At 70.8% G+C, this 12,529-nt stretch carries 10 protein-coding genes; 3 read left to right on the forward strand and 7 right to left on the reverse strand.

The features are described 5' to 3' along the window. Window positions 1-58: 58 nt before the first annotated feature. The 3 genes from ACLJOK_RS03905 to ACLJOK_RS03915 form a co-directional block, all read right to left on the reverse strand. Window positions 59-1,759, reverse strand: coding sequence for a serine/threonine-protein kinase (locus tag ACLJOK_RS03905; protein ID WP_410816156.1), 1,701 nt, complete (start codon window positions 1,757-1,759; stop codon window positions 59-61). An 83-nt stretch (window positions 1,760-1,842) separates the two neighbouring features. Further along, window positions 1,843-3,177 carry a glycosyltransferase family 4 protein gene (locus ACLJOK_RS03910; protein WP_410816158.1) on the reverse strand — a complete coding sequence of 445 codons (1,335 nt, stop codon included), beginning with the start codon at window positions 3,175-3,177 and terminating at the stop codon, window positions 1,843-1,845. Window positions 3,178-3,313: 136 nt separating this feature from the next. Further along, window positions 3,314-5,257, reverse strand: a complete 1,944-nt coding sequence (locus ACLJOK_RS03915) for an amylo-alpha-1,6-glucosidase (RefSeq protein WP_410816160.1) — start codon at window positions 5,255-5,257, stop codon at window positions 3,314-3,316. 42 nt (window positions 5,258-5,299) lie between these two features. Between ACLJOK_RS03915 and ACLJOK_RS03920 the strand changes: the two genes are divergently transcribed. Together ACLJOK_RS03920 and ACLJOK_RS03925 are read left to right on the forward strand one after the other, a co-directional pair. Next, entirely contained in the window at window positions 5,300-8,008 is a 2,709-nt protein-coding gene (locus tag ACLJOK_RS03920; protein WP_410816162.1) for an MGH1-like glycoside hydrolase domain-containing protein, read from the forward strand. A 68-nt stretch (window positions 8,009-8,076) separates the two neighbouring features. Continuing rightward, window positions 8,077-8,544: a hypothetical protein gene (locus ACLJOK_RS03925; RefSeq protein ID WP_410816163.1), complete on the forward strand. Its 468-nt coding sequence runs from the start codon at window positions 8,077-8,079 to the stop codon at window positions 8,542-8,544. Window positions 8,545-8,690: 146 nt separating this feature from the next. On the opposite strand, the gene ACLJOK_RS03930 is transcribed toward ACLJOK_RS03925, so the two are convergent. Next, window positions 8,691-9,581 (reverse strand): hypothetical protein, encoded by an 891-nt coding sequence (locus tag ACLJOK_RS03930; protein ID WP_410816164.1) that lies wholly within the window; start codon window positions 9,579-9,581, stop codon window positions 8,691-8,693. Between the two features lie 91 nt (window positions 9,582-9,672). Further along, window positions 9,673-10,830 carry an FAD-dependent oxidoreductase gene (locus tag ACLJOK_RS03935; protein WP_410816165.1) on the reverse strand — a complete coding sequence of 386 codons (1,158 nt, stop codon included), beginning with the start codon at window positions 10,828-10,830 and terminating at the stop codon, window positions 9,673-9,675. 100 nt (window positions 10,831-10,930) lie between these two features. Between ACLJOK_RS03935 and ACLJOK_RS03940 the strand changes: the two genes are divergently transcribed. Then, window positions 10,931-11,530, forward strand: a complete 600-nt coding sequence (locus ACLJOK_RS03940) for a TetR/AcrR family transcriptional regulator (protein WP_410816167.1) — start codon at window positions 10,931-10,933, stop codon at window positions 11,528-11,530. A 53-nt stretch (window positions 11,531-11,583) separates the two neighbouring features. On the opposite strand, the gene ACLJOK_RS03945 is transcribed toward ACLJOK_RS03940, so the two are convergent. Together ACLJOK_RS03945 and ACLJOK_RS03950 are read right to left on the reverse strand one after the other, a co-directional pair. Further along, entirely contained in the window at window positions 11,584-11,973 is a 390-nt protein-coding gene (locus ACLJOK_RS03945; protein ID WP_410816168.1) for a hypothetical protein, read from the reverse strand. A gap of 53 nt (window positions 11,974-12,026) precedes the next feature. Next, window positions 12,027-12,410 carry a DoxX family protein gene (locus ACLJOK_RS03950; RefSeq protein ID WP_410816170.1) on the reverse strand — a complete coding sequence of 128 codons (384 nt, stop codon included), beginning with the start codon at window positions 12,408-12,410 and terminating at the stop codon, window positions 12,027-12,029. Window positions 12,411-12,529 lie beyond the last annotated feature (119 nt).

Here is a 12,529-nt window from a genome sequence, read left to right on the forward strand (position 1 = left end):
ACTGAGCGGCCTCGATCCACGACGGACGGTGGTCCGGATCATGGCCATACGGTGCAGGTCAGCGGGGTGGTCGGAAACTCTTTCGGGCCAGTTCCCAGTCGGCTGCGGCCCCGGCCCAGTCCTCGTCCCTGGTGATCCAACCCAGCGTCCAGCGGTCAGCGCCGAGGACCTGTTGTCGGGCGTGCAGCCACGGGCCGTGCGGCGTCTGCCAGCGGAGCTCCCACTCGGCGCCGCCGTCGCCCGCGGCGAGCTGGATCTCGTCGTACCCCGGCAGGGAGCCCCCCCCGGCCGCCGCGTCGCGGGCGGTCCGCAGGAGCTCCAGGGGATCGACGGCGCCGCCTTCGGCGACGCTGAAGGCCCGCCCGGTCGCCGGGTCCTGGAAGCACGCCACAGTGCCGTCGCGGGAGGTCAGCCACGTCGCCGGTACGGAGACCCGGAAGCCGGCCGTGTCGGCGTGCCAGACCCAGCCGGGCGGCGGCCGGAGTTCTTCGCCCGCTGGCGGCGTGCCGGCCTGCACCGGTGTACCGGCGACCTCCGGGCGGACACAGGCGAACGGGGGCGGGGGGACGTTCCGCCCATTCGGCGGCGGGCCGGGCGGCGGACCGGGCCCGAACGGTCCGCCGTTGGGCGGACGGTTCGGCGGCGGGGAGGACCAGCCGGTGGGGTTGCTGGGCTTGTCTCCGACGAGGGTCAGCGCGGTGCCGACGCCGGCCACGACGGCCACCAGCAGCGCCACGGCGACCACCGCCACCCGACGCGCGGTGCGCCCGGCGGCCGCCGGATCCGGGGCCGGCGTGGGGGAGGCGCCACCGGCTGCGGCCGGGGCGGCCGGGTCGGGCAGCGGAACGGTGGGGTCCTGGTCGTCGGGGTCGTCCGACGTGGCGGGCTGGCCGACGAGCCCTGGCACCGGCCGGTCGGCCGAGGGTCGGTCGGTCGCCGACGGCGGGTCGACGCGGCCGGTCGCGGCCGTCCTGAGCAACCGACGGGCCGTCTCGTGGTCGAGGCGCTCGCGCGGGTCGCGGCGCAGCAACCCGTCCAGCACCGGCGCGAGCGCCCCGGCGTGTGGGGCAGGGTCCGGCGGGCCGGCGGCCAGCGCGCTCAGGGTGGCCATCGCGGTGCTGCGGGCGTACGGGGACTGCCCCTCCACGGCGGCGTGCAGGGTCGCACCGAGCGACCACAGATCGGCGGCCACCGTGGACACCCCCTCGGCGGCCCGCTCGGGGGCCACGTACTGCGGGGAGCCGAAGACCATGCCAGGGCGGGTCATCGCGCCGTCGCCACCGTCGAAGGTGGCCAGCCCGAAGTCGGTGAGCATCACCCGCCCGTCGTGCGCCACGAGCACGTTCTGCGGTTTGATGTCGCGGTGCAGCACCCCGGCGGTGTGCGCGGCCTGGAGCGCGTCGAGCACGGCCAGCCCGATCCGGGCCGCGCGGGCCGGCTCCAGTGGCCCCTCGGCGTCCACGACGTCCTGCAGGGTGCGGGACGGGACGTACTCCATGACGATCCAGGGGCTGCCGTCGACCGCGACGACGTCGTAGAGACGGACCACGGCGGGGTGGTTGAGCCGGGCCGCGGCGCGCGCCTCCCGCATGGTGCGTGAGCGCACCTCGGCCCGTTCACCTTCGGCCAACCAACTCGGTGGAACGATCTCCTTGACCGCTACCTCGCGGTGCAGCATCTCGTCGCGGGCGCGCCACACCCGACCCATGCCCCCGCGACCCACCAGGTCGAGCAGCTGGTACCGACCGGCGATCAGCACCTCTGCACGCTCCTCCTCAGCCGCTGTCCGGGCTACACCCTAACCAGCGGATCGGAAGTCACCTATCGGTCGTCCGACTCGGCTCAGCAGGCGGCGTGGTCGGCGGCGGCGAGCAGGTTCCCCTCCGGGATGGCGATCCGGGTCCGCCCGCCGCTCAGTCGGGCGGCGGCGCGTCGGGCCTGCACCGGGCCGTGTTCGCGACGGGCGGTGGCGTAGCTGGCGGCAGTGCGGGCCGCGATGGTGGTCCAGCCGTACCGCTCGCCGACCATCGTGCGGGCCCGGCGGGCCAGCCGCCGAGCGAAGACCTCGTCGCCGAGCAGTTGGCCGACAGCGCCGGCGAGGGCGTCCGGGTCGCTGTGCGGGAACGTCACGCCGGTCACGCCGGGTTCGACGATCTCGGCGAGGCCGCCGGTACGGGCCACGGCGAGCGGTGCTCCGGCGGCCGCCGCCTCCAACGCCACCATGCCGAACGGCTCGTAGAGGCTGGGAACCACTGTCGCGTCGGTGGCGCCGAGCATCGCCGGTAGTTGGGTGGAGTCGAGGAACCCGGTGAACCGGACGGTCGAGCTGAGCGCCAGTCGCCGGGCCTCCGCCTCCAACTCGGTGCGGTACGGGCCGTCGCCGGCGATCACCACGCGCAGCCCCGGGTGTTGTTCGCGCAGCCGGGGTACGGCGTGCACCAGGTGCTGGACGCCCTTCTCGTAGACCAGCCGCCCGGCGTACCCGACCAACGGGCCGTCCCCGGCGAACCGTGCCCGGGCCGACGCGACCGCCCGGGGGCGGGCCCGCCAGGCCCGGTCGTCGACCCCGTTGGGCACCACGTCGACCTGGGCGGTCGGTACGCCGAACAGTGCTGTCACCTGGTCGCGCATGTAGCCCGAGCAGGTGATCACCCGAATGGAGGAACTGCTGAGCCAGTGCTCGACGCCGTGGATGGTGCGGTTCATCTCCTCCGGCAGCCAGCCCTGGTGTCGGCCGGCCTCGGTGGCGTGCATGGTGGTGACCAGGGGCAGGTCCAGGTGCTGGGCCAGGGTGACGGCCGTGTGGGCGACGAGCCAGTCGTGGGCGTGGATGACGTCGTAGGAGCCGGCCTGGGTGGCGCGCAGGGCGGTGCGGGTGAGGGTGTGGTTGAAGGCCATGGTCCAGGCCAGTAGTGAGCCGGTGGCGAGGGGGAAAGTGACCGGGTCTTCGGGGGCGCGCAGGATGCGTACGCCGTCGGCGTACTCCTCCAGGGGTGCGCCCTCGGAGTGGCGGGTGACGACGGTGACCTCGTGGCCGGCGGCGGCGAGGGCGACGGAGAGGGCGTGCACGTGTCGACCGAGACCGCCGACGAGCACCGGCGGGTACTCCCAGGAGAGCATCAGCACCCGCAGCTGTCGGGCGGGGTTGATGTCGATCACGTGGGCATCGAGTGACATGCGGCCCCCTTTGAGTTGTCGCCGGGCGCGCGCCGACCGACACCGAATCGATGTCGCCGCCGCGTCTGGATCGAGGCCAATCCTGCCGGGATCGCGATAACCAGCGGCGACACCACCGTTGCGGTCGTGTAAAGCGCTACTGGCTCTTTCGCCGCACCCGCAGCAGCTCGGCCACCGACCATGCCTGGAACGGGCACCCGGTAGCGGTGTGCGGCGCGAGGCCATCGGCCGTCTCGCTCACCGAGCCTAACCCATATTCCATCAAATGGGCCTCAATGCTAACGAATATGTCATCGACGGACATCTTCCCCCGGCGCGCGGCGTCCACGTACGGGCCGAGCAACCACGGCCAGACCGTGCCCTGGTGGTAGCCCCCGTCCCGGTCGGCCGGGCCGCCCCGGTGCCGGCTGACGAACTCCGTGGAGTCCGGGGCCAGACTGCGCGGGCCGAGCGGGGTGAGCAGCCCGCCGGCTACCCGCCGCAGCGTCGCCTCGTCCGGCTCCATCGGCGCGTACGGCAGCGACCAGGCCAACAGCTGATTGGGGCGCAACGCGTCGTCGTCGTGCAAGGCGGCGCCACCCAACGGGTACGCCGGCGCCGGCGCGTCCAGCACGTCGTGCAGCCAGCCGGTCGGGGCCGGGAACCGTTCCCGGAACGAGGCGGTGGCCTGCCGGTGGCGTCGCCACAGCTCGTCGGCGTCCCGCCCGGCCAGCTCGGTCAGCTCCGCGATCCCTGCCAGCCCATTGATCCACAACGCGTTGACCTCGACCGGCTTGCCCGTGCGCGGGGTGACCGGCACCCCGTACACCCGGGCGTCCATCCAGGTCAGCGCGGTGCCGGGAGCGCCCTGGGTGAGCAGCCCGTCGGCCGGGTCGACCCGGATCCCGTACCGGGTGCCGGCCGCGTGGGCGTCGATCACGGCGCGCAGCGCGGGCAGCAGCTCGTCGCCGAGGTCGGTGTCGCCGGTGACTGTGACGTGCCGGCTCACCGCGTGCAGGAACCACAGCGTGCCGTCGACGGTGTTGTACTCCACCCGACCGGTGTCGGCCGTGTTGGCGAGCATCCCCTCGGACAGCGTCGCCGCGTACGCCCGCAGCAGCTCCCGACCCTCGTCGGTGCGACCCGTGCAGAGGAACAACCCCTCGTACGAGATCATCGTGTCCCGCGACCACGCCCCGAACCACGGGTAGCCGGCCACCACGTCCACCGCCGCCTGGTCGGTGCGCACCACGAACGCGTCGGCGGCCAGCGCAAGGGTGGCGTCCACGTCGTCGGCCGGCTTCGCCGTCGCCACCACCCGCCGGTTGCGCCGCCTCGCCGTCGTCACGATCTCCTCCGCCGGCGGCGGCTCCTCGTCGAGCCGACCGGCCCAGGCCCGCACCGACACCGTGTCGCCGGGGCGCTCCAGCTCACCGGAGAAGCGGCCCGCGTACCAAAGGTCCTCGTCGGCGTTGAGACCACGGTTGGCCTCCTCGCGATGGTGCACGCCCAGCCACCACTGCCCCTCCGGCGACCAACCCGGGCCGGCGAGCCGGTACGCGCCCTCGACCACCGCGCCGTCGGCCACCGCCTCGACCTGCGGGACCGGGCCGTCGGCCCGCCGTTCGCCGTGCGCGTCCCGCCAGGTGCAGGCGGCCGACAGCTCCAGCCGGACCGGACCACCGGCGACCAGCCGGTGCACCACAGCGACGCAGGAGCGGCCGGGCAGCATGGCCAAGTCCCGTTCGATCACCACCGCGCCGATCCGCCACCGCCACCGGGGCAGCCCGTCGACCAGGTCGAAGCGCTCCAACAGCTCGAAGCCGCGCGGGTCCACGTCGCCGGAGGCCCACTCGTGCGCGCCGAGGCGCACCCGCGCCCCGGACGGCAGGGTGACCGCCGGATCGAGGCTGGCCAGTCCCACCTGGCGGGACGCCGGCGTTTCGCCGGAAACCACCAACAGGCCGTGGTAGCGCCGTGTCCGCAGCCCGCCGACAGTGCCCATCGCGTAGCCGCCGAGGCCGTCGGGGATCAGCCACTCCCGGCTGGCCGCGCTGGTCAGATCGCCGCAGATCTGCGGGCCGAAGTGAATGTCGATCAACTTTCCTCCACCGGCGGCGGGGTGTAACACGCCACGACGAGAATGGCCGCTGTGGTCAAGTACCGCGGCGACGTCAAAGATGTGCACGTGATCACTGACCGATCGTCCTCCGACGCCTCGCCACCCGACGCTGAGCGGCTCCGGCTCGCCCAGGCCGACTCGGGGGAGCAGGACTGGCGTGCATGGGGTCCCTATCTGTCCGAACGGGCGTGGGGGACGGTACGGGAGGACTACAGCGAGCACGGTACGGCCTGGGACTACTTCCCGCATGACCACGCGCGGTCCAGAGCCTACCGGTGGAATGAAGACGGGATGGCCGGCGTCTGCGACGAACGACAGACCTTCGCGTTCGCCCTGGCCCTCTGGAACGGCAAGGACCCGATCCTCAAGGAGCGGATGTTCGGCCTCGGCGGCGACGGCGGCAACCACGGCGAGGACGTCAAGGAGTACTGGTGGTACGAGGACTCCACGCCCACCCACTCCTGGATGCGCTGGCGCTACCACTACCCGCAGGCCGCCTTCCCGTACGACGAACTCGTCGCGGTCAACGCGTTGCGCGGCCGCGACGACACCGAGTACGAGCTGGTGGACACCGGGATCTTTGACGACGACAGGTACTGGGCGGTGACCGTCGACTACGCCAAGGCGTCCCCGACCGACCTCTGCATGGTGGTGACCGTCGCCAACCGGGGCGACCAGGCGGCGACACTGCACGTCCTGCCCACCCTGTGGTTCCGTAACACCTGGTCCTGGGGCCTGCCCGGCGGCGACCGGATCCCCCGGCTGACCGGCCAGGGCACCCGCCTCGTCGGCGAACACCGGGTGCTCGGCCAACTGCTGCTGGAGGGCGACGGCGGCCCGGTGCCGCTGCTCTGCGACAACGACACCAACGCCGAACGGCTCTGGGGCCTGCCCGGCCGCTCCCCGTACCCGAAGGACGGCATCAACGACCACGTCGTCAACGGCGCGGCCAGTGTCAATCCGGCCCGGGAGGGCACCAAGGGCGCGCTGCACTACGTGCTTGACGTGCCGGCCGGCGGGCAGCGCCAGATCCGGCTGCGGCTGACCCGCACCGCATCGCCGCCGGCCGCCGCGCCGCCGCCCCCGGCCGACCTCAGCGACGGCTTCGAGGCCGTGGTGTGGGCGCGGCGGGCCGAGGCGAACCGGTTCTTCGCCGGAGTGATCCCGCCGGCCGCCACACCCGACGAGGCGCTGGTCGCCCGGCAGGCCATCGCCGGGCTGATGTGGGGCAAGCAGTTCTACCACTTCGACGTCAAACGCTGGCTCGAAGGCGACCCGGGCTCGACACCGCCGCCGGCCGGCCGTCGGCACGGGCGCAACAGCGCCTGGTGGCACATGACCAGCTTCGACGTCATCTCCATGCCTGACCCGTGGGAATACCCCTGGTACGCGGCCTGGGACCTGGCCTTCCACTGCGTGAGCATCGCCCGGGTCGACCCGGGCTTCGCCAAGGAGCAGATCCTGCTCCTGCTCCGCGAGTGGTACCTGCACCCCAACGGGCAGATCCCGGCGTACGAGTGGGCGTTCGGTGACGTGAACCCGCCGGTGCACGCGTGGGCGGCGCTGAAGGTGTTCGAGATCGACGGCGGCCGGGACTACGACTTCCTGGCCCGGGTGATGCACAAGCTGCTGCTCAACTTCACCTGGTGGGTCAACCGCAAGGACACCGGCGGCAACAACGTCTTCGAGGGCGGCTTCCTCGGGCTGGACAACGTCGGGCCGTTCGACCGCTCGGCGGCACTGCCGGTCGCCGGGGTGCTGGAGCAGTCCGACGGCACCGGCTGGATGGGCATGTACGCGCTCAACCTGCTGGACATGGCGATCGTGCTCGCCGAACACGACCGGACCTGGGTGGACACCGCCACCAAGTTCTTCGAGCACTTCGCCTACATCGCCGCCGCCGCGTACGAGCAGGGGTTGTGGGACGACGAGGACGCCTTCTTCTACGACGTGCTGCGCCTCGCCGACGGCACGAAGGTGCCGCTGAAGGTCCGCTCCGTCGTCGGGCTGCTGCCGCTGGCCGCCACCACCCGACTCACCGCCCGGACCCTGCACCACCTACCGGAGCTGGGCGCCCGGCTGCGCTGGTTCCTCACCAACCGCCCGGAGTACGCCCAGGTGATCGGCGCTCGCCGACTGGGCCCCGACGGCCGGCAGCAGCGGCTGCTGTCCATGGTCGGTCCGGAGCAGGTGGTCCGCCTGCTCGCCCGGATGCTCGACCCCGACGAGTTCCTCTCCGACTTCGGCCTCCGTACGCTGTCCCGCGCGCACCTGGACAAGCCGTTCTCGGTCACCCTCGGCGGGCAGGAGTTCTCCGTCGGCTACGAACCGGCCGAATCGACAAGCGGCCTGTTCGGGGGCAACTCGAACTGGCGCGGACCGATCTGGATGCCGACGAACTTCCTGCTGATCAGCGCGCTGCGCGACTATGCGGCGTTCTTCGGTGACGACCTTCAGGTGGAGTACCCGACCCGCTCCGGGGTGAAGCGCACCCTTGACGAGATCGCCGACGACCTCTCCGCCCGGCTGATCTCGCTCTTCACCCAGGACGACTGGGGTCGACGGCCGATCTACGGTGCCGCTCAGATGTTCCAAACCCACCCGGACTGGCGGGACCTGATCGCCTTCCCGGAGTACTTCCACGGCGACAACGGGGCCGGCCTGGGCGCCTGGCACCAGACCGGCTGGACGGCCCTGGTAGCCGACCTGATCCTCACCCTCCGCCGCTGACCCTCGCCCGCCCGTGCCGTGGGCTGCGGGGGCGCGATTGTGGGCACCATTCACTATCGTGATCGGCTGTGGGGGAGTCGGTGAAACCGGTGGGCGAGGTGCACGTCCTCGGTCAGTCCCGGGTGTGGCCCGCCATCGCGATACCGGGTGTTGCCGTGGTCGTGGTGATCGTCATCGGGGTGCTCTTCGACCAGTTCTTCTGGACCGCCCTGACGGTTGGCGCCGCCTCGATCATCGTCGCCGTCGTGCGCTTGCGAAACGCGGTGTTCGCCGACGACCTGGGGTTGCTGGTCCGCGATCGCTCAGGCCTGCGGCGTTCGTACGCCTGGACGGAGATCGAGCGCATGGGCTGGGTGAATGCCGGGATGTGGGGGAGCAACCTGTTGGTCTTTCCCCGAGGCGGTCCCTACGACGTACCGGGACCCAACGCATCCACCGATGTGGGGCGCATCTGGCGTCTGGGCCGTCGACGGTCCGCGGATCCCATGCCTGAGCTGCTCAAGGCCCATGGCATCAAGGGGCTGTTCGATCAGTGAGTTGTTTCCCCCGTTATTTCCACGGCGACAACGGGGCCCGACCAGCTATCCCGCATGATCGCGCTCGATCCATGTTGTAGTGGCATCGCCGGCGTCGGCAGGCCACTCGATCCTGGATCGAGCACGATCATGTCGGTCTGCTCGAACTATTCGGTGAACACCTTCACAGTGTCGGCTAGTCCGTCGTTTCGGTTGATGCCGACGAAGAATTCGCTCCCCACGTGGGTGACATCTTCGATCTCATCGACCAAGTTGTTCCCCGGAATTCCGATGTCACTCTCCACATCGCCGCCGGACCAGTTGTACTGGTACACCCAATTCCACCCGGTGTCGGGCGTTGAGGTGTTGATTGACTTGGTGTTCCAGATATAGTTCTCCGAGCAGTCGATGCCCTGGTCGGAACGATTATCGTGACTCGTCAGATTGCTCTTTACCAGCGTCCATCCACTCGTGAGCGCGCCGGCGCCGGGATGGGTCCACAGACTACCCAACCGTCGGGCAGCATATTTGCCGGCTCCGCCGGCAGCCGTCGCGCTGTAGCAGAGGCCGCTGATGTTGCCTATCGATAGACGCACTTCCCCGGTTGTGCCAATAGATCCGTCGGCGTTCAGGCGCACGATTGTCACCTTGTCGCTCAGAAACGCGGATTGGCTTCCCTGGGTGGCAATCAGGGCCGGGCCCTGGCCCAGATAGTTCGCGTTGTAGGCGAGGTCGTTACCGTGGCCGAGCGTGGGTATGGAAGTTGGCGCCCCGGCGCAGACCCAGCTCGTGCCGTCCCAGGTGGAACCGTCGCGCAACCACCTGGACAGGACGGGCTCCGCGCCGGCCGCCTTGGTGAAGATGATGTAAAGCTGGCCGCCTGGCCCTGCCACCATGCCTTGCATGACCGTGCGACCGTCCTTGCACGCACTGCTGTTCGGGATGTTGAGCCGTTCCGCTCCGCTCCTGTCCGTAGCAGCGTAGGCAGATGCCGCTGGGGCGATAGCGATTCCCACTGTGAGGGCGAGCACGGTCGCGACGCGCGATAGTTTCTTCAATTCGGTGTCTCTCCTCTAGGAGTAAGGCGAGAGGAGGGTATCAGTTGATGTCGACTTGTCTATGTTTTTTGGGTTGTGGCGCGGGCACCACTCAGCGGTTCGCGCGTTCGATGCCTCGCCGGACGAGGCCGCTGATGCCGGGCACTGTGATCGCCCGGATGGTCAGGTCGCTCATCCAGACGTGGAATCGGCTGGGTGGCGCGTACTGGGCCATTCCCCGGCGGGCGAGTGCCTGCCGTTTGCTGACCTCCGGGCGCAGTCCGGTCTCCCACTCGGCGAGTGCTGCCGGGATGTCGTCGGCGTGTCGCCGTAGGGCGGCGCCGAGGTGGTCGGCTCCGGTCAGGGCGAGGGCCGCGCCGTGTCCGGCGAAGAGCGTCACGCACCACGCCGCGTCTCCGAGCAGTACGACGCGGCCGGTGCTCCAGCGCGGCATGACCACCTGGCTGACGGCGTCGAAGTAGGCGCTGGCCGGGTCGTTCTCCAGGTGGTCGATCGCGTCGGGCACGCCACCTGACAGATCTCCGAACGCGGCCCGCAGCGCGTCGACCGGTCCGCGTCGCAGGTCGCCGGTGGGCTCCGCGCTGCGGTAGGTGAAGAACGCCGACGACCGCTTCGGACCCAGGTTGACGATCGCCGCGGTGCGCCCGGGGCCGATGTACGTGGTGGCGGACGACTCGGGCACGCCGGGCACCGGGTGGGGCAGGGGGAAGGCGGCCACGAGGTACGGGAGGTCCACCCGGAAGTCGGGGCCGAACACGGCGGTACGGGTGGCCGAGTGCACCCCGTCGGCACCGACCAACAGGTCGGCCTGCTCGACGGTGCCGTCGCTCAACTCCACGCGTACGTGATCGGTGTCCTGGTCGATGGAGGTGACGGTGGTGGCGAAGCGGATGTCGACTCGGTCCTGCACCGCTTCGAAGAGGCTGGCTTCCAGGTCGCCGCGGAACACCGAGAGGGCCCGCTTGCCGAGTGCGGCCTCGGCGATGGCGGTTGGCACTGTGAACTTGGGTCGTCCGTCGGCGTGGACCAGCACTGTGGTGAAGAGCCCCAGGTCGGCGGCGGACAGCGCGGGGAGCAGGCCGAGGCGTTCGGCGGCGTCGTAGCCGGGCCCGATCAGGTTCACCATGTAGCCGCTGCTGCGCCGGGCCGGGGCCCGTTCGGCCACGAGGACCTGCCAACCGTCCTGGTGGAGTCGCAGGGCTGTGGCCAGCCCGGCTATCCCCGCGCCCATGATCACCGCACGTTTCATCCAGCACCTCGCCACCTAGAATGAGCATCTGCTCAAACTAGTATGAGCGACTGTTCATACCGACGCAAACGGCGGCGGCGCAACCGCCTAGACTTCAGCCATGCCGCGCGGAGTCGCCATCCCAGCGCTCAGACAGCAGCTCTTCGCTGCCGTCGAGCGGTTGATCGTGGAAGAGGGTCCAAGCCGGCTCACCGGCCGGGCCGTCACGCGTGAGGCCGGCGTCGCGACCGGGCTGCTCTACGCGCACTTCGCGAACTTCGACGATTTCCTGACCGGATTCGCGGTCGACCGCGTCTTCCACATCACCGGCGAGGTGGCCGGCCTGCCGGAGCGCGCCGGGTCCGGCACTGTCGCCGACAATCTGCGCCAGGCCGTCCTGGCCACGCCGTTGGGCACGCTGACGGCGTTGACCCGGCTGACCGCCTTCCGGCCGGAGTTGACGGCGAACGTCGAAGCGGTCCTGGGCAGCGGGATGTCGGGGCTACGGGGGATCGAACGCGCGGTCGCCGACTACCTGGCCGCCGAGCAGACCCGTGGGCGCGTGCCGGCCGGCGCCGACGCCGAGGCACTGGCCCTGGCGGTGGTCAGCGTCCTGCACCACGTCGCGCTGACCGGCCCCACCGACCCGTCAGCGGATCACCGGATCCAGCGGGTGATCGGCGCGCTCACCGACGGTTTCACCGCGGCCGCACCCTCCTGAGCGCTTGAGCCGTGGTGGCTCCACTTCGCGGCTGTGCCGAGGCCCGCGAGGGCTCACTGATAGCCGACGTGAACAATCAGCTTGCCCTCCTCGGGGCGGGCCCCGACGTAGACGGTCGCAGGGTCCAATACTGTCGGCGGCAGGCGCAGCCCCTCGGAGAGGCCCATCTCGCGGGCCAGGTCCTCCGGTGACTGCCCCGTCGCCGGCACCAGTGTGATCGTTCGCCAGCATCCACCGGAGGCGCACTCCATGCTCTCGTCGGCGACCGTCGCCCCGGAGGGCACCTCCGGCATCCGCGACTTCGGCGGCAACGATCCCTCGGTCTTGAACACCTGCAACCACAGGAACGACAGGACCCACAGGCACGACAGCAGGCCCAGCGTGACGGACACGGCCACGAGGGTGCGCTTGGTGCGCCTGCGCAGCGCGGTCCGCGACGTCATCGCGCGAGGATAGCCGGGTACTGTCGATCAGCCGGGGCCGGAGTGGGCCCAGGTCAGCCGGCGAAGGGCTCGGGTCCGAGGCGGCCCCAGGCCACGAACGCGGCCACCGTGAGGTAGAGCAGATTCAGCCCGACGAACCTCGCCTCACCATGGCGCAGGTGGGTGATCATCGCGCCGATCATCAGCAGGACCCAGCAGATGGCGGTCACCGGCACCAGCACCGGTGCGATGTCCAGGACGGCGGGCAGGATCAGACCGACCGCGGCCAGGAGTTCGAGGACGCCGAGGGTCTTGACGAAGCCCACGCTGGCGTCGTCGGTCCAGCCGCCGCCGTTGGCCGCGGCCAGCTTCTGCTTGGGTACGAATGTCTTGGTGATGCCGGCGGCCAGGGCGACTGCGGCCAGCAGTCCGGCCGCGATCCACAGTGCCAGGTTCATGAGTTCTGCCTCCGTCTCGGGTCACACAGGAGACACCGCCGGCCGGTGCGCTGTGACGGCTCGTCGAGTGACGAGGAGCACGGGCTCCCGGCGTCACAGAAGGCCGGAGGCCGGTGTCT

The sequence above is a fragment of the Micromonospora sp. 050-3 genome (assembly GCF_046549335.1).
In the GTDB taxonomy this organism is placed as follows: domain Bacteria; phylum Actinomycetota; class Actinomycetes; order Mycobacteriales; family Micromonosporaceae; genus Micromonospora; species Micromonospora trifolii.

Coding starts and splice junctions, on each gene's coding strand:
- ACLJOK_RS03910 (WP_410816158.1), bottom strand. CDS start 3,177: ATGTCACTCGATGCCCACGTGATCGACATCAACCCCGCCCGACAGCTG.
- ACLJOK_RS03920 (WP_410816162.1), top strand. CDS start 5,300: ATGGCCGCTGTGGTCAAGTACCGCGGCGACGTCAAAGATGTGCACGTG.
- ACLJOK_RS03935 (WP_410816165.1), bottom strand. CDS start 10,830: ATGAAACGTGCGGTGATCATGGGCGCGGGGATAGCCGGGCTGGCCACA.
- ACLJOK_RS03940 (WP_410816167.1), top strand. CDS start 10,931: ATGCCGCGCGGAGTCGCCATCCCAGCGCTCAGACAGCAGCTCTTCGCT.
- ACLJOK_RS03945 (WP_410816168.1), bottom strand. CDS start 11,973: ATGACGTCGCGGACCGCGCTGCGCAGGCGCACCAAGCGCACCCTCGTG.
- ACLJOK_RS03950 (WP_410816170.1), bottom strand. CDS start 12,410: ATGAACCTGGCACTGTGGATCGCGGCCGGACTGCTGGCCGCAGTCGCC.